Genomic DNA, 16334 nt, shown 5'->3' on the forward strand with positions numbered 1-16334 from the left:
AATCCTCATCCTTTTCAGTTCGAGGATCTATGCAATGTGTAGTGTGACTTTTAGCAGTTTGGCCATGCCGGACATTGTTTCCTGCTCTTCCTCAATCATCCTGGTTACCAACAATGAGACGACGTATCGATGAGACGACATATCGGTTTTGGTTTGCTCTTTGCCTTTACCGTCACGGCAGCTTACGCGACTGATGACTGTCACGTCATCAAGAAACTCGCGTTGCCAAAGCAGCAACTCACCGTCGTTGTCTCAAATGGCGAACTGGAGGCATGTTCATTGGGTAGCTATGCTGTGCGGATCTATTCGACCCGAGATGCGCAACCCGGGGATGACACGGCTTTTTACGTTGCCGGGATTCTGCATGAACGGGATGGCACGATTGAAGATGTCTTCACGGATAATTTGGGGGATAGGGCACATAACGCACTCATCATTACGACGAGATCCGCAGGAACTGGAAGCTATATCAGCGCGCAAGCATATATCGTTGGGAAGCAGGATATTCATTTCTTGATTGCAGTCGATGGAATGGATGGAACAAGCAATAGAGCCAAGATCGTTTCGGCACTTACCCAAAAACTTACTACATCCGATACCCAGTGACCTGATACTGGACATCGTGGTATCCAGCATCACTCCAGTCCTCCGCGCTTTAGAGAGTGCAATTGTCTCTTGCGCTCCAGGCATGAGGTGCTATATCTAAATAAACCCTGAAAGCCATAGCTTGGCTATAAGTTTTTGAATAATTGATAAATCTTCATATAAGAGAGGGAAAAGGAGTTTTATCATGAAGACTGCAAAGGCGGTATTAGCAGGAATCGGCGCGGCTATATTGTTCAGTATGGGGCCAAATACAATTGTTCAGGCGCAGCCTGGCCTGATCAGTGTGGATCTCAGAAACGTTGCGAACGATATTGCGAAAGACATCAATGTTGATGTCAATCAGATCCCAGCCACTGTGCAAGCACCTGTTTCTGTAGCCACCCTCGTATGCGGCATTGCCGCAGATGTTCTGGGCACCCAAGCTGCCAGCGGGACTGGAAGCTGTATGGCGATGGGCACTTCTAGTGCTCTGGATCAGATCGTGCTCGAACAAATAAAGCGAATGAGGAAAATGTAAGTTGTTGCACTACATTAAGGAACGGCTGTGATCGGATCATGAAGAATGCCACAGGAATTTCCATGAGCAGCTTGATTGAAAAGTTTTTGAGGTAACTCCAGGAATGACCTCGTCGTTCCTGATGAACAAGACTCTTACCGGATCGAATTCCTCTTGATCCCTCGGTAATCCCCGTTTCCGCGCTTATAAATCTCTGGTCGCGACCGGACAGGAGATTTTCGCCTTCAGGAATTATTCCCATCTGATTACAGGCTGCCAGAGGGAAGGGGAAGGATATCTTGTCGAAAGCATCGACGGATCTTTTGTTCTATAAATAGGCTTCATGCAATGAAAGGGGATCGCAGGATTCTCCAAATTGCGATTTATGGAAAAGCTCTTTAAAGGAGTTCATATATAGGAGAGGAAACGACATGGAAAAGCTCAGGATAACGCTGGCCATCGGGATAGGAACTACGGTGATCATCCTCCTCTTAGTCAGTACAGCCCCCGCCATAGAGGCTGCAAATGAATCAGCCGCACCCCAAGATGCCTATACGGCCGCCGAAGATCAAGAAAAACGCCACTTCACTGTCTCATGCGAGATACCCGGAGATACAGCCAATTTCTCATGGGTGGAAGGCAATCTCGCCACCACCGTCTACTACAACAACCACTGCTCGCATGCGGTGAAGGTCACGGCCCACCTGCGTGATCTCGCAGATTTTACGAAATGCGTCACGGTTAAGGCCGGTATGAAAGACAAGAGGGTTTATCGGCTGAGTGAGAACGGGAAGCTCTACAAGCTCACCAGAGGTTGCTGACCGTATCGCTGGCTCGGACAGCACACGCTAACAAATCGTTCCACATGTAGCTCATCGCCGATCACGCGAAGAAGCCTTCCCCATTCCGCCCAGCTGCAGTTACAGGCCCTTCTCAGGGCCTGTAGTTAACATTCAGCGTCTACTCTCCGGTACCGGTGGGCAGGCCTATGAAGCCGGAATTTTCCACTTTAGATCGGTACTGATTCCGGAGTAGGTCCGGGGGAGGGCGAACCTTCTTTCGAGGCTAAAAAACAGTACCACCCAGACCCAGATCGAGAATAGGTGAGGGTTCATCAAAAGTTCTTTTCTTCTTATTGGAAGTAAACCTGTCATTCTCAGAGTAGCAGACAGGGCGAACAGAGCAGGATGGCCTCCAGGAAACCGCTTGCATTTCTCGGAAGCGCTGATGGAAGTATTCCGATCGACCGAGCAATGCTCATTTTGAAACCAGTTCCTAACTCGGCTGGTTTTTTGTTTCCGCCTTTTCTTAATCAGCTGTTTTTTGTACTTCGAGGCGCGGCGCAAAGCCGATGCTAGGGCCTTCAGGGTTTATCCAAAATACGGTATTTTCTGGAAAACCCGTGAGCGATCCTTGATGGAAATGGCGCCTCAAAAGATCGTGGGGATAATTGCTGGAAAAACTTCTTACTCGTTTGACATGTCCTGTATGAGTTCTCGCATAGACGGCGTATTTAGGCATAACTCCTTCCCGGTTATATCGAAGCTTCTATTTTGACCGCGGTTTATTGCAGTATCAATGCAGCTAGTGAAGCTTGCATCTTGCTCGCTCTCAGAGTTATTAACAGCAGATAAAGACAGCTCATTTTGCAATCACTTTCCCTGATGAGCTACAGGGGCCTCGAAAGCTTCAACCGCAATGACCTGCCGTAGCTTCCATTCTCACCCCGGAATAGCTTCATGCAATGCTCGCAAGGCATGCAACTGGGCGACCACGGCGGCGCCTTCGCCTACAGCGGCAGCGACCCGTTTGATTGAGCTGGCACGTACATCGCCAATGGCGAATACCCCTGGTACTGAAGTTTCGAGCGGCAGCGGTTGACGGTGATTTTCCGGATATGCCGACTGCTCATGGTCGGCAGGCGAGAGATCCAGGCCGGTGCAGACAAACCCCTTGTCGTTTAATTCAACACCGCAGTTCTCAAGCCATCCGGTGTTTGGATCAGCCCCCACGAACAGGAAAATATGCTGAGTCGGTTTCCTTTGCATGTTGCCGTTCTGGCGATTACGCCAATGAACGGCGCTCACGCCTTCTTCACTGCCTTCGATGGCAACGATCTCGGATTGCGTATGCACGGTAACGTTCGCCAGCGACCCGATACGATCGATGAGATATTTCGACATGCTCTTTGCCAGATCGGCTCCGCGGATCAGGTGATGTACATGGGCCGCGTGGCTAGCCAGGAATACTATGGCTTGGCCAGCCGAGTTGCCGCCTCCGACCAGCACCACTTCTTCCTGCCGGCATAGCGCTGCCTCAATCGGCGAAGCCCAGTAATGAATGCCGCGACCTTCGTATTTATCCAGTTCGGATATGGCGGGACGGCGATATCTTGCACCTGTGGCGATAACCACCGTTTTTGCAGAAACCTTGACACCGCAATCCAGTTTGAGCGCGAGTGGAAAGCGGGTGCAATCGAGCGACGTCACTTCGACCGGAACCACCATGTCGGCTCCGAATTTCTGCGCCTGAACATAAGCGCGTCCCGCGAGCGCCTGACCGGAGATACCGGTCGGGAAACCGAGGTAATTTTCGATTCTTGCACTTGCGCCCGCCTGGCCGCCGAATGCATGGGTGTCGAGCACCAGTACGGAAAGCCCTTCCGATGCGGCATATACCGCGGCGGCAAGACCGGCGGGACCGGCGCCAACGATCGCAACGTCGTAGATACGGTCCGCGCTCAGCTCGATGTACAAGCCGAGGCGATGCGCCAGCTCCCTTTCGCTCGGGCATTTAAGGATTGTTCCATCGGGACAGACAACCAGCGGCAATTCCTCTGGACGCGGCCGGTGCAGCTTCATCACATCTTCCGCAACACTGTCGAGGGCCGGATCCAGTACCGAATGGGGATGACCATTCCTTGAAAGAAATCCCTGCAACCGGACCATATCCGCTCCGCCGGGAGGACCGATCAGCAGCGGACCACCTCCGCCGATTTCGATCAGTCCCACGCGTCTCAGAATCAGGGCCCTCATGATACGTTCCCCAAGCTCGGCCTCGGCCACGACCACTGCCCGCAAAGAGGACGGATCTATCACCAATGCCTCGACCATCTCAAGGGCACGCCCATAGGCAAGCGGAGGGTGGCCCGACAGCTGGCTAACTTCGCCCGTGAAATCGCCCGGTCCGCCTTCAATTATGGGAATCTCGATGCCGAGGCCATTTTTGCGTGTGACCAGAATGCGTCCGCGTAGCAAAACGAACATGCCGGTCCCGCGCCTGCCGGGTTCGAATAATAGTTCACCTGGCTGCCAGGTGCGCACCGTGCCGAAACGCTGCAACCGGGTAATTTCATCGGGAGCAAGCTTGGGAAACATCTGGTGGCGGCGCGATTCTAGGCTTGGCGGCAACGGAAAATCCGCCGTGTCGGGTGGAATTTCGCCCGCTTGATCAGACCCTTGCGGGAGCAAACTGTCAGGAATCTTTTTCATCGTAATACCGGATCCTTCTTGAAAACCATGATCCCCCAGTTATCCGCCAGTTTTACCATGTCATAAGAAGCATTATAGTCCGTGAGCTATGTGCCGCGATTTTGCTCGCGCCGGCCGTCCGCGTTCCATAGGATCGCCACCCCGAGGATCGCGGATGCTATTGAGGCGGCAAACACTGCGATCTTTGCTGCGGCAAAATCAGCCGCTATCGGAAAGGCCTGGCTCGAGATAAACAGCGACATGGTGAAGCCGATTCCTGCAAGCGCCCCCGCGCCGGTTAATTGTCGCCACGAATATTCGCCGGGCTTGGTGGCGATTCCAAGCCGCACGGCGATAGCCGATGCCGATACCAATCCCAGGGGTTTGCCGATCACCAATCCGAAAATAATCGCAAGCATAAGAGGTTCATGGCCCATGAGGCTATCCGGCATAATCGTGACTCCCGCATTGGCCAAGGCGAACAGCGGCAGCACAAGGTAGCTCGACTTGGCACCGGCATTGCGCAGCAGGCGGTCGGCTGGGGATTCCAGGCGGGCATGGATCGCATCGAGCGCCCGTAGCGCCGGAAGCGAAGGGCCATGCCGCAAGACCTCACCGCTACGTCGCGCCTCGGTGGTGAGGATCGCATCCGCCTGAACCATTATCGCCGTCAGATTCGGGGGCGGTCTCGTCGGAATGAATAGCGCCAGAATCACCCCCGCGATGGTGGCGTGAAGCCCGCTTGCAAGCACACAGCCCCAAAGCAGGAAGCCCAGAAAGACATAGGGTGTGACACTGAAAATACGGGAGCGGTTGAGAAGAGCCAGCGCCCCGACAATGGCCGCCGCACCCGCAAGATAGCCGAAATTCATCGCCCCGGAGTAAAAGATCGCCACGAGGACGATTGCTCCAATATCATCGACGATAGCCGCCGCTGTCAGGAAGATGCGTAACTCAGCCGGGACGCGATTTCCCATCATTACGATCAGCGCCACGGCGAACGCCGTATCGGTTGTCGTCGGAACCCCCCAACCTTGGGACCAGGCTCCTGCAGGAATCAATAGCAGATAAACGATCGCCGGCACCACCATGCCGCCGATAGCCGCAGCAACCGGCAAGGCCCCCGATCGTACGCTGGCGAGGCGGCCCACGGTGAATTCTCGCTTGATTTCCAGTCCCACGACCAGGAAGAAGATCATGAGCAGACCGTCATTGATCCAATGGAGTAACGACATCTTGAACTCGGCGCTACCAAGTGAAACGCCCAGATACAGCTCCCACAGTGCCGCGAAGGAGGGCCCAAGGCCGGAATTCGTAAGAATCACAGCAAGGATCGTTGCCAGTAAGAGCAGGATACCTGCGGAAGGCGCCCAGTCGGCAAAGTCGAGGGCGGCACCCCGTAACCGGTGCCCTGGCGAACCAAGCATCGCATCGGCGAAAGAGCTTTCATCCCATGGGTCATCATAGCGCCGACCATTGATAAAGAATGTCGGCGTGACCAGAGCGTGACTGACCTGGGCGCTCTTTACGTCCGCCTGGACGCGCGCCTTGGCGCGCTCATCGGCTTCTCCGGCTTTGACAGGATCTGGCAAGGGCACTCCCAGATCGCGGGCAACCGCAACCAAATCCTCCTCCGTCAACGTCTCGGAACGTGTCATCAACGCGATGTGGGCATCCCAAAAGCTTTTGGTGTCTTTCGCATGCTCCACCAGCTCGGCAGCGCGGAGAGCAATATCGCTTCCAGCCAGGGGGTAATGCCGGAATACATAACGAAGGCGATCGCCCAGCTGATCACGAACCTGAGCGATTCTTTCATTCGCAGCACGGCAATACGAGCATGCGTAGCTTCCGTACTCCACCAGGGTTATTTCAGCGTTCGCTGGCCCGAGCGTATGGTCGTAATCGTTATGGACCGGGCGATCGAGCTTGTTGCTTAATTTCACCTGCGACACTGAATGGCCTCGCTCAATGGACAATATTTGCAATCACTTCGTCTTTGACTGAGTAGCTAATGAAAATATTATAGTAGTGGCTCCGGGAAACCGGATGCCATGGCATACTCAGCGTACTCAAGATGATTCTGAGGAATTGACCGGTCATCCCGGATAAAAGCCAGCGTGATTTATCATCCGGCACGCTCGTTCGACCCCCTCGTCTGTATCGATGCAAGTCATCATATTAACTACTACAGTATATAAATAGGGGATGTCGACTCCGAGAAGCCATCATTCAGGGGAATGCCGTTTGGAGCCACATTGTATGAGTGAAAGACAATCTTCAATAAATTAACCATGCGGGAAGTGCCTGACTTGATTGCTTGTGAAGAATGCGATGCGGTTTACCGCAGATTAACGCTGGGCCGCAGCGAAGTCGCATTCTGCCGCCGTTGCGGCGCCGAGTTGGAACGCGACAGGCGTGCTCAGCGCAAGCATGTCTTACCACTGGCAATTGCCGGCTTATGTATGTATCTCATTGCACACGTCTTTCCAATCCTTGAATTGGAGCTGCGGAGTGGTTTGTTCAGCCACGCAACGCTCATAGGCTCGGTCCGTTCTTTGAGAGGTGAGGGGATGCTCTTCGTGGCATTGCTGGTGTTGGCTACAACAATTCTGTTTCCCTTGATTCAACTTCTGGCTTTGATTTATTTGCTTACCTTCCCAATCAGATTTAGAAGATTCGGACACCCAACAACGTTTAATTTATCGGGACGCCTGATCCAGGTCTTGCGACCATGGGTAATGGTGGAGGTATTTCTGCTCGGTGTCATCGTTGCGTTCGTCAAACTGACGAGTATGGCAACCGTACTGCCTGGCATTGCGCTGTGGGCATTTGGTGCTCTTGCTTTCCTGCTGACGGCGGTGTTTTCGTTTGACCCGCGCTGTCTCTATATCAGCAGATATGGTTACAAGAAACAAGGGAAATAAAGCGTGCCAGCAAATAGAACCGTTCAACCAGCCAGCCAGTCGCCGGGGAGCGGAGTGCCCGTAAAGACTGCAGCGAAGCTGGGCATGGTCTCATGTCCTCATTGTGCGACCTTATGGGAAGATGTAAAGGCTCATGACCGCTGCAGGCGCTGCGGTGCAGGATTGCATCTGCGTAAACCTGACAGTCTCCGCCGCACCTGGGCTTTAGTGATCGCCGCCTACATAATGTATGTCCCGGCCAATATATTACCGGTCATGATCACTGTTCCTTTCCTCGGAAAGGAACAGCAAGACACGATCATGAGCGGCATCATTTATTTCTGGAATTCCGGTTCCTGGGGATTGGCGCTTATTGTTTTTACTGCGAGCTTTCTCGTGCCTCTATTCAAGCTGGCGGTCCTTACTCAGCTATTGATCGCGGTACAAGACCACAGTAAGCGGCACCTCTTGCTACGAGCGAAACTTTATCGCGTTGTCGCGGTAATTGGCCGCTGGTCGATGCTGGATGTTTTTGTAGTAACGCTGATGACTGGACTCATACAGATCAAAGGCTTTGCCACGGTGCACCCGGGGGAGGGTATCGCTGCCTTTGCCGCAGTGGTGGTACTGACCATGCTTGCTTCGATCAGCTTTGACCCCCGTTTGATGTGGGACGTGACCGAACATGAGCCCGGAAGATCACATGAATCAAGACGAGGCGGGTGATCCCGCGCAAGGCGTTCCTTTGCCAAAGAAGGTGGGTCAGCGAAACTGGGTTTCCTCGTTAATCTGGCTGGTTCCGATACTTGCCGCGGTTATCGGGGTTTCGCTTCTGGTTCAGGCCTGGGTTCAGCGTGGCCCCGAGATCACCATTACATTCCTCTCCGGCGAAGGAATCGAGGCTGGCAAAACCAAGGTCAAGTATAAAGAAGTCGAGATCGGCACAGTTCAGTCAATCGCGCTCAGCGAAGATCGCACTCACGTTTCGGTAACCGTGGGATTGAAGAAGGAAGCCCAAAGTTTCACCGCAGCCGACAGCCGTTTCTGGGTCGTGCGTACACGTGTCTCAGGTTTGCAAGTGTCCGGGCTTGCCACCTTGCTATTGGGCCCTTACATTGGAGCGGATGCGGGCATTTCAACCGAGCAGACAAACAAATTTGTGGGACTTGAGACGCCGCCAATAGTCACCCACGATGTTTCCGGAAAGCAGTATTTTTTACATGGGGCCGATATCGGCTCGCTGGATATAGGTTCGCCTGTCTATTTCCATCGGATCAAGGTGGGGCAAGTCACCGCATATGATCTGGATGAAAATGGCAAAGGCATTATCATGCGGATATTCATTAACTCGCCCTATGACAGATTTGTGGGTATCAATACCCGCTTCTGGCATGCCAGCGGCTTCGACGTGCAACTTAATGCAGATGGGCTAAAGTTCAGGTCGCAATCACTGGCTACTGTTCTGTTTGGTGGTCTTTCTTTCCAATCCCCCGATGATAGTCCCGGCACTCTCGCTAAAGAGGACACGGCCTTTATCCTGGCTGAGAATCAGAATGAAGCATTAAAGGAGCCGGATGGCGACGCGCAAATAATATTGCTTAATTTCAAACAATCCCTGCGTGGTCTAAGACCGGGTGCAGAAGTGAGTTTCCGGGGGTTGATATTGGGACAGGTTAAATCGATAGGCATTGATTATGACCCCAAGCTGCGCGAATTCACTATGCCAGTTCTGGTTCAGGTTTATCCGGAGCGTCTGGGCCGGAGATATGCACAGTTTCGAAAAGAAGCAACGTATACAGCCCAACAGCGTTTGCAGTTCATGATCGATCGTGGCTTGCGCGCGCAGTTGCGAAGCGCTGATCTTCTTACCGGACAACTTTATGTTGCCTTCGATTTCTTTCCTAACGTCGTCACAAAAAAAGGAGATGTTTCGAAGCGCAAAGCCGATGTAGCTGCTTCCCAGGCGCTGTTGGCAATACCCACCATTCCCAATACGGCAGAGGAAACTCAAACGCAGATTTCCGAGATAGCGCGAAAGTTGAACAAGGTACCTTTCGATCAAATTGGCAGCGAATTACAGGAGTCGTTAAAAACCCTCCAAAGGACGCTGAATAGCGCCGGACAGTTGACGGAGACATTGAATAATGATGTGGCGCCCGAAATAGCCGTGGCAATGAAGGACGTGCACGAGACTCTAAATGCTGCGGGGCGCACATTGTCCGAAGAGGCACCTCTGCAGCAGGATTTACGTCAGACATTGCAGGAATTATCGCGCGCGGCGATTTCACTCAGGGTTGTGACGGACTATCTGGAGCGTCATCCTGAATCGATAATTCGCGGCAAGCGGGAAGATAAACAATGACGAGCCTGGGGCGAAGTGCATTTTTTATGATGATAACATTATGGGCCGCTGGCTGTGTATCGGTTCCGGAGACGCGGTTTTATACGCTGTCCGAGCCTCCCGAGATAAAGGTCCGGCCACGAGATCTGTCCACCCCGATTTTCATTGACATATTGCCAGTCAATGTTCCAGAACGGCTTGCGCGTCCGCAATTGGTTGTACGTTACGAAGATTCTGGTCCCGAAACACAGCTTTTCATCCTTGAACAAGATCGCTGGTCATCACCCTTCAACTATGAACTGCGAGATGCGTTCGCCTCTGGTATTGCTAACTGGACCGGGGCCGTAAACAAGGCACACAGGAGCCGTACTTCCGATCAAATCGTCTACAGAATCGCAATTGAGCTTAGCCAGTTCGACGCAATAATCGATGACAGCGTAAAGGCAAGATTCAGTTGGACGATTACGCGTCCTGCCGATGCTCGTAGCGTCGCCTGTTATGCGGTGATTACGGAGCCCGTCTCTGCAGGGGTCGAAGGTGTTGTAGGGGGTGTGCAACGCGCAGTAACAAGCGTGGTCACAAGCATTTCAAAGAACGTGCTCGAGCTGGATATGGGCCGTGTTCCAACGTGCGCTGCGCAGAAATAAGCGCTTTGACTTTGCGCTTTGCCTTTGATACGACCACTGTTCTGTTACAACTCTTCCCCATATTGGGGGACTGGAGGTTGGGGCGGCCAAGCGGTTCTGGTGCCTGGCCGTCAAGACTCCATGAATATCGAGCTAATTGATATAGATCTGCATTTCTCCGCCGTTGCAGATGAAGCCCCCGTTTATGCTTTAGCCCTTACCATGATGCCTGTTCTTCTCACGCATTTGTTTCATCTGTTCTTGTTGGGCATCAGTTAATATCTGGTTGATGGCATGGCGCGTTCTCGTGCGCTCCGTTACCAATTCGGCTACCAGATTTCCTCGTTCACGTGCCAATTGTTGTACTCGACTATCGTCAATCTGGGCATTTCTTGCCAGTTCCCGTAATTCCCTTCGATTTGTTCGTATTTTTTCCCTTATAGCTGCTGTTTGCGGTTTTGATTTTTCCATAATCGCTCCAATCGATGCGCGTTGCTCCGTAGTAAGCTGGAGGCGATCAGCCATTTTGTCCCAGAATGCCTTTTTACCTTCCATACCTTGCCCCTCGGATCGAGAGCCTGCACTGTGATGGTGGTCTGATGATGCATATTTCTGATAAGCATCAGAATGTGGATCAGCCAAAACAATGCCACTTGCTAATAACCCGCTGATCAATGAAAGTTTCATGATTGTTTTCATTTAGCCAACTCCTCTTGATGGTGATGTTTGAGAATGCCACCGTGAATGTGCACGGCTTGGAAAAGAATAAGGCCAAGCAATGTCAATTAGGGTTATGGGAATGTAAAGTTATGTAAAAAAACCAGAAGTTCCTATATTTGATTGTTTTGATTTGGCAATATCGGTAGCAGGCAAATGCGCCGCATTTGGAACTCTGCAAAATTCTGACCTGGGGAAATGATGGCGCGGATATTACTGGCGGATGACGATATTGAATTGAGTGGGATGCTGGTGGATTACTTCACTGACGAGGGCTTCGACGTCGATGTGGCTTATGACGGCGTCACAACCTTGAACAAGATATCGGTGAACCGGTATGACCTGTTGATACTTGATGTGATGATGCCGCATCGGAATGGTTTCGATGTATTACGTGAGCTGCGCATGCAATCTCTGCTTCCCGTATTGATGCTGACGGCGAGAGGGAACGACATCGACAGTATTGTCGGTCTTGAGCTCGGGGCGGATGACTATCTGGCGAAACCATCCAATCCCCGTGTAATGGTGGCACGGATTCGCGCAATTTTAAGAAGAGCAGAGATACAAGGGGATCGGCGCAATGGAAGCGGTGAGCCTGATAAGATTATATTGGACGATCTAGTTATGCATATAGGTTCACGTACTGTTACCTGTGGCAACAATCCCGTATTTGTGACGAGCACTGAATTCAGCTTGCTGGATGTGTTGTTGCGAGAAGCCGGTAATGTCGTATCGAAGGCGGATTTGTCCGAGCGCGCGCTTGGCCGGAAATTGAGCCGCTATGACCGCAGCCTGGACGTGCATGTAAGCAGTCTTCGTAAAAAACTGGGGCCAATGCCCGATGGGCAGGAGCGCATCAAGACGGTCCGGGGCGTCGGTTATATTTATTCACGAAACTGACATGGACAGGCTCTTCTGGAAAATATTCCTGTCTTTCTGGTTCACGCTGATCATTTTCACTGCGCTACTTCTGTTTGCTGCTTCCACTTATCTTGAACATAATCGGGTACAGCAGGATGCCGGGAATATGCGTGAGCGTCTATCGGGATATTTTGATCAGGGGCGAACGGCCGCCAGGGAGAAGGGTGTTGAAGGCCTCAAGGAATGGCTCGACTACCTGGATCGGAGTGAAGCAATTCCTATTTTCCTGATCGATGAGACAGGTCGCGATCTGCTCGATCGGGAAATTCCTCTTGATATCGCATCAAGGCTGGAGCGGAGGCGACAATACCCCAATCGCATGAACAGGAGAGGATATTCGCATCATCAGCCCATACGCCTTGCAGATGGAAGTCTTTATTACATGGTTCCCGATTTCCAAAGCATCACCTTGCGCAGGATATTGCAGCGCCCGCGAGTGATTGCGCTTCCCGTAGCTATCGCCGCGCTGCTAAGTGCATTGATCTGCCTGCTGCTTAGTCGCTACCTCACTTTTCCGCTCGAATGTTTACGGTATGCTGCGCAGCATATTGCAAACGGCGATCTGGCACAGCGCGTCGTTCCCTCCATGGCTGGCCGGCGCGACGAGATCGGGGAACTGGCAAGTGCATTTGACAAGATGACCGAGCGACTCGAGAGGGTATTTGGGGCGCAGCGGCAATTGCTGAGCGACGCCTCACATGAGCTTCGTTCTCCTCTCGCAAGGTTACAGGCTGCGCTGGAGCTTGCGCGGCAGCGGTCAGGCGGGCAGGCTGAAAAGGAATTGAACCGCATGGAGACGGAAATAGAACGCTTGAATGAGCTCATCGGGCGTCTACTCGAACTCTCCCGTCTGGAAGCAGGGGTGGATTCCGCTCATGCCGAAAAGGTGGACATACGGGAACTACTTGAAGAACTCGTGGAGGATGCGCAATTCGAAGCATCAGCGATGGGCTGCCGGATAGAATTACGGGATACTTTCTCAGCGGTCGTATGGGCAAATCCCGGGCTTCTGCACAGTGCGATAGAAAACGTTGTACGCAATGCCATCAAATATACAAAACCCGCTACGGCGGTTGAAATAAGCATGCTGACAGACCCCGCCTGTCGTGATGGAATTGTTGTTCAGGTTCGGGATCACGGACCTGGCGCCCCCGAAAACATGCTGCCCCATCTTTTTCAACCCTTCGTCAGGTTGGAAGAAGCCCGGGCTCGCTCAACAGGTGGACACGGGCTTGGGCTCGCCATCGCTGATCGGGCTGTTCGACTACATGGTGGAAAAATCGTAGCGAGAAACGAATCGGATGAAGGACTCAGTATCCAGATTCACTTGCCGTCCATGAGATCTGATGAAAATTTGAATCAAGGCAATGACAGTAATGGTAGAGAATAAGGGCAAAACACTGAATTTCCCTGACTCATGACTTCCCTTTCAGTGCGTCGCGGAGATTTTCAATAGCGCCTTCAAGTAGCTTCAATCCATCTACGAGCTGCTCCTCGTTGACGTCCATATCCAGGAAGTTAACAACTTCCTCAGCTGCTCTCCTGAGTTTGTCATTAGCATCACTAGCATTCAACCCATTATGAGAAGCAACGTGTCTTAGCATGTGCTCGTGAGGAGCAATCTCCTGAGCTGGCATTTCGCAATAATCCAGCGCTCTCTGCCATGGATTGCTTGCGTTGCTGAGTTCGCCAATATCAATACCAAGACGTTCCGCTATCGCATGAGCCAGTTTATCGGCCCATTCAGTAGCGCTGTCACGCTCGCTTGCAAGCTGCCACATTTCATGCCCGCTATTTTCACCCTCGCTGTTCTGTGTTTGCAGTGTCGAAGCGTTCTCCACCCGTTCCTGATAATGCTCGTGCGCAGCCCCCAATGCATTTTTGATGGTATCTTGCCACCAATCCATACTCTGGTCCTCCTGATCAAGAAGGCTCTCGACGTGGAATGGTTTGGGTGCAATTGAATGTGCGGGGGGCATCGGGGCATCGGCAATGACAGCCCGGATAAAGCGAGCCGCCTGCGCAGGGGCGCTCTCTGGATGGCATGGATAATCTGTCGCATTATCCACTTCAACAGTTTTTGATTCTGTTTCAAGAGCATCGGCTACGTATCGCAAAGCTTCTTTATTGAATCCCGCTGGTATGTTCATTCCATTTCCTCGTAATCAAGAAAGTGACGCCTCCCGCAGACTTTGCACTCGTAGTGTTCGCCACTCATATCCAGGCGTTCGTACTCTCTGTCCTATTTGGGAGACTCCAAATTCCCTATCGATCTTACATGCATTTTGGTATGGGACACCCTGGAGGACTCATTTCGCCTCCCTATTGTGGTTTTATCGCAGGTTCCCACCATATTGTAGTAAAAAACGCGGGGCGTATGAGCGTGCCAGGTGCAAAGGCCTCTTGTCTTATCAATGAGTTGATCGTCGCCAACACATTTTCAAAAGGTTAAAATAAAGGAATTCTCCCGTCTATTGTGAAAATCGGTCAAAATTTTACCATCGTAATGAATGCCTTCCCGATTCATGCTATCCGCTGAACCTGTTGCCATCTTCACCCGGTCCTGGTCGCTCTATGATCTGATCACGGAGCACAACTACATGTTTCACCGGGAGATCTATGCCGGAATTGAGGAGCTTTTGAGGTCGCGTGCTGATCGGGGAGAGTATCGCCTGCTGGATCTGGGATGTGGCAACGCCCGCTATCTTGCGCCTTGCCTGAAACGCTTTCCTCCTTTGATATACGAAGGCGTGGACTTGTCCGCGGCTGCGTTGAAGGAGGCGAGGGAATACCTCGCAGGATTGCCAGGCGAAGCCAGCCTGACCCAAGGGGAGCTCCTGCAGACCATGGAGTCTATGAATCAGACGTGGGATGTTATTTTCTCCGGGTTTGCCATTCATCATCTGAGTCTGGATGAAAAGGCGCGGTTTTTCCGGGCAGCGGGACGCTGCCTCTCAAAAGAAGGCTGGTTGATACTAGTGGATGTGGTGCGTGAAGAAAATGAGGCGCGGGAGGATTTTCTGGACGGTTATCTCAATTTCATGCGGGAAAAGTGGACGAGCGTGCCGCCGGAGCAACTGGAAGAAGCATGCGCGCACGTTCGCGATCATGATTATCCTGAATGCCTTTCCACCCTGCGAAGAATGGCCGGGGAAGCCGGGCTTCGTTCTACCCGCGTGATCAGCCGTCATGCGCAGCATCATACGCTTCTATTTTCGCGAAACGACTGATAGCAGCTATAAGCAGCTATACCAGGATACCCAGCTCCATGTTGCAGAAGTTGACCCTCCTGTTCCCCCTCTGGATGATTCTCTCGGGGCTGTTTGCCTTGTATGCACCGGAGTCACTGGCTTCGTTCAACCAGGGCCCCCTGATGGTGGCGGTTCTTGCCTGCATTATGCTGGGCATGGGGCTCACACTATCCGTAGAGGATTTTCGCCGCATCGGGCGGAGCCCGCGAGGGGTAGCCATCGGCTTCGCCGCGCAGTATTCCATCATGCCTTTGACAGCCTGGATAGTAGCCCAAGCGTTGAGCCTGCCTCCTCATTTCGCGGTGGGACTCATCCTGGTGGGGTGCGCTCCGGGTGGTACCGCTTCAAACCTGATCAGCTACATCGCCGGCGCCGATGTCGCACTTTCAGTCGTCATGACGGTCTGCTCCACGCTCGCAGCCGTTGTGCTCACACCCTTGCTGACCCAGCTTTTCGCGGGCGCTCTCGTGCCGGTCGATGCCTGGTTGTTGTTCAAGCAGACCTTTCAAGTCGTGATTATTCCTGTCTTTCTGGGGGTGCTGCTCAACCGGTGGGCACCCCGCCTGGTCAGGTGGGTTCTGCCTGTTGCTCCGCTGATTTCAGTGGCAGGCGTGGTTTTTATCTGTACGGTGATATTTGCCGCCAATGCAGAGGCTATTCTTGCCTATAGCAGAGAGCTTATCCTGGCGACTGCGCTATTGCATGGAGCAGGCTTTCTGTTCGGTTATTGCTTTGCCCGCTTGTTTGGCTGTTACGGTAACAGTGCCCGCACGATTGCAATCGAGGTGGGGATGCAAAACTCGGGACTTGCCGTCGTGCTGGCCAAACAGGCTTTTCCATTATTGCCGCTTGCACCCGTCGTTGGCGCGGTTTCCGCCGTTATGCATTCGCTATTGGGCAGTGTGCTCGCGGCATTGTTGCGCCAAAACCCCGCTCCAGTTCAGGAGGGGTTCATTTCGCCTGTACCGCTGACAATCTCCGTGCGGCAGGAGGAATAGTGCTG

15 protein-coding genes are annotated in these 16334 nt (G+C 52.6%); 11 read left to right on the forward strand and 4 right to left on the reverse strand.

Annotated features, from left to right (window positions below):
* Positions 1-129 precede the first annotated feature (129 nt).
* The 3 genes from BMW46_RS13020 (at position 130) to BMW46_RS13030 (ending at position 1923) form a co-directional block, all read left to right on the forward strand.
* Positions 130-606, forward strand: a complete 477-nt coding sequence (locus BMW46_RS13020) for a PliI family lysozyme inhibitor of I-type lysozyme (protein ID WP_074709096.1) — start codon at positions 130-132, stop codon at positions 604-606.
* 184 nt (positions 607-790) lie between these two features.
* Positions 791-1123 (forward strand): hypothetical protein, encoded by a 333-nt coding sequence (locus BMW46_RS13025; RefSeq protein ID WP_074709097.1) that lies wholly within the window; start codon positions 791-793, stop codon positions 1121-1123.
* A gap of 410 nt (positions 1124-1533) precedes the next feature.
* Positions 1534-1923 (forward strand): hypothetical protein, encoded by a 390-nt coding sequence (locus tag BMW46_RS13030; RefSeq protein ID WP_074709098.1) that lies wholly within the window; start codon positions 1534-1536, stop codon positions 1921-1923.
* A 900-nt stretch (positions 1924-2823) separates the two neighbouring features.
* Here BMW46_RS13030 and BMW46_RS13040 read toward each other — a convergent pair.
* Together BMW46_RS13040 and nhaA are read right to left on the reverse strand one after the other, a co-directional pair.
* The gene (locus BMW46_RS13040; protein ID WP_081355801.1) at positions 2824-4593 is read right to left on the reverse strand and encodes an FAD-dependent oxidoreductase; all 1770 of its coding nucleotides are present in this window, start codon (positions 4591-4593) and stop codon (positions 2824-2826) included.
* Positions 4594-4679: 86 nt separating this feature from the next.
* Complete coding sequence (gene nhaA, locus BMW46_RS13045; protein WP_074709137.1) at positions 4680-6515, reverse strand: Na+/H+ antiporter NhaA; 1836 nt, start codon at positions 6513-6515, stop codon at positions 4680-4682.
* A 357-nt stretch (positions 6516-6872) separates the two neighbouring features.
* On the opposite strand from nhaA, the gene BMW46_RS13050 reads away from it, so the two are divergent.
* The 4 genes from BMW46_RS13050 to BMW46_RS13065 are packed head-to-tail and all read left to right on the forward strand — an operon-like array spanning position 6873 to position 10463.
* Entirely contained in the window at positions 6873-7496 is a 624-nt protein-coding gene (locus tag BMW46_RS13050; RefSeq protein ID WP_256377073.1) for a paraquat-inducible protein A, read from the forward strand.
* 3 nt (positions 7497-7499) lie between these two features.
* A complete protein-coding gene (locus BMW46_RS13055) occupies positions 7500-8201 on the forward strand; it encodes a paraquat-inducible protein A (RefSeq protein WP_074709101.1) in 702 nt (233 codons plus the stop codon).
* Positions 8179-9837, forward strand: coding sequence for a PqiB family protein (locus tag BMW46_RS13060; protein WP_074709102.1), 1659 nt, complete (start codon positions 8179-8181; stop codon positions 9835-9837). The genes BMW46_RS13055 and BMW46_RS13060 overlap by 23 nt, the downstream gene beginning before the upstream one ends.
* 26 nt (positions 9838-9863) lie before the next feature.
* Positions 9864-10463: a PqiC family protein gene (locus BMW46_RS13065; protein WP_218141799.1), complete on the forward strand. Its 600-nt coding sequence runs from the start codon at positions 9864-9866 to the stop codon at positions 10461-10463.
* Between the two features lie 189 nt (positions 10464-10652).
* Here BMW46_RS13065 and BMW46_RS13070 read toward each other — a convergent pair whose 3' ends face one another.
* A complete protein-coding gene (locus BMW46_RS13070; protein WP_074709104.1) occupies positions 10653-11141 on the reverse strand; it encodes a Spy/CpxP family protein refolding chaperone in 489 nt (162 codons plus the stop codon).
* A 219-nt stretch (positions 11142-11360) separates the two neighbouring features.
* Here BMW46_RS13070 and BMW46_RS13075 point away from each other — a divergent pair, with 219 nt between their 5' ends.
* Together BMW46_RS13075 and BMW46_RS13080 are read left to right on the forward strand one after the other, a co-directional pair.
* The gene (locus BMW46_RS13075) at positions 11361-12059 is read left to right on the forward strand and encodes a response regulator transcription factor (RefSeq protein WP_074709138.1); all 699 of its coding nucleotides are present in this window, start codon (positions 11361-11363) and stop codon (positions 12057-12059) included.
* A 1-nt stretch (position 12060) separates the two neighbouring features.
* Positions 12061-13470: an ATP-binding protein gene (locus BMW46_RS13080; protein ID WP_074709105.1), complete on the forward strand. Its 1410-nt coding sequence runs from the start codon at positions 12061-12063 to the stop codon at positions 13468-13470.
* A 25-nt stretch (positions 13471-13495) separates the two neighbouring features.
* On the opposite strand, the gene BMW46_RS13085 is transcribed toward BMW46_RS13080, so the two are convergent.
* Entirely contained in the window at positions 13496-14230 is a 735-nt protein-coding gene (locus BMW46_RS13085) for a hypothetical protein (protein WP_074709106.1), read from the reverse strand.
* A gap of 360 nt (positions 14231-14590) precedes the next feature.
* Here BMW46_RS13085 and BMW46_RS13090 point away from each other — a divergent pair, with 360 nt between their 5' ends.
* Together BMW46_RS13090 and BMW46_RS13095 are read left to right on the forward strand one after the other, a co-directional pair.
* Positions 14591-15310, forward strand: coding sequence for a methyltransferase (locus BMW46_RS13090; RefSeq protein ID WP_256377067.1), 720 nt, complete (start codon positions 14591-14593; stop codon positions 15308-15310).
* Between the two features lie 38 nt (positions 15311-15348).
* Positions 15349-16329: a bile acid:sodium symporter family protein gene (locus BMW46_RS13095; protein ID WP_074709108.1), complete on the forward strand. Its 981-nt coding sequence runs from the start codon at positions 15349-15351 to the stop codon at positions 16327-16329.
* Positions 16330-16334 lie beyond the last annotated feature (5 nt).

Source organism: Nitrosospira multiformis (assembly GCF_900111585.1).
Classification (GTDB): Bacteria; Pseudomonadota; Gammaproteobacteria; order Burkholderiales; family Nitrosomonadaceae; genus Nitrosospira; species Nitrosospira multiformis_B.

What these genes read in the sequence shown, in the direction of transcription:
- BMW46_RS13085 (WP_074709106.1), bottom strand. Translation starts at nt 14,230, where the DNA reads ATGAACATACCAGCGGGATTCAATAAAGAAGCTTTGCGATACGTAGCC.
- BMW46_RS13095 (WP_074709108.1), top strand. Translation starts at nt 15,349, where the DNA reads ATGTTGCAGAAGTTGACCCTCCTGTTCCCCCTCTGGATGATTCTCTCG.
- BMW46_RS13030 (WP_074709098.1), top strand. Translation starts at nt 1,534, where the DNA reads ATGGAAAAGCTCAGGATAACGCTGGCCATCGGGATAGGAACTACGGTG.
- BMW46_RS13075 (WP_074709138.1), top strand. Translation starts at nt 11,361, where the DNA reads ATGGCGCGGATATTACTGGCGGATGACGATATTGAATTGAGTGGGATG.
- BMW46_RS13040 (WP_081355801.1), bottom strand. Translation starts at nt 4,593, where the DNA reads ATGAAAAAGATTCCTGACAGTTTGCTCCCGCAAGGGTCTGATCAAGCG.
- BMW46_RS13070 (WP_074709104.1), bottom strand. Translation starts at nt 11,141, where the DNA reads ATGAAAACAATCATGAAACTTTCATTGATCAGCGGGTTATTAGCAAGT.
- BMW46_RS13025 (WP_074709097.1), top strand. Translation starts at nt 791, where the DNA reads ATGAAGACTGCAAAGGCGGTATTAGCAGGAATCGGCGCGGCTATATTG.
- BMW46_RS13060 (WP_074709102.1), top strand. Translation starts at nt 8,179, where the DNA reads ATGAATCAAGACGAGGCGGGTGATCCCGCGCAAGGCGTTCCTTTGCCA.
- BMW46_RS13080 (WP_074709105.1), top strand. Translation starts at nt 12,061, where the DNA reads ATGGACAGGCTCTTCTGGAAAATATTCCTGTCTTTCTGGTTCACGCTG.
- BMW46_RS13090 (WP_256377067.1), top strand. Translation starts at nt 14,591, where the DNA reads ATGCCTTCCCGATTCATGCTATCCGCTGAACCTGTTGCCATCTTCACC.
- BMW46_RS13020 (WP_074709096.1), top strand. Translation starts at nt 130, where the DNA reads ATGAGACGACATATCGGTTTTGGTTTGCTCTTTGCCTTTACCGTCACG.
- BMW46_RS13065 (WP_218141799.1), top strand. Translation starts at nt 9,864, where the DNA reads ATGATGATAACATTATGGGCCGCTGGCTGTGTATCGGTTCCGGAGACG.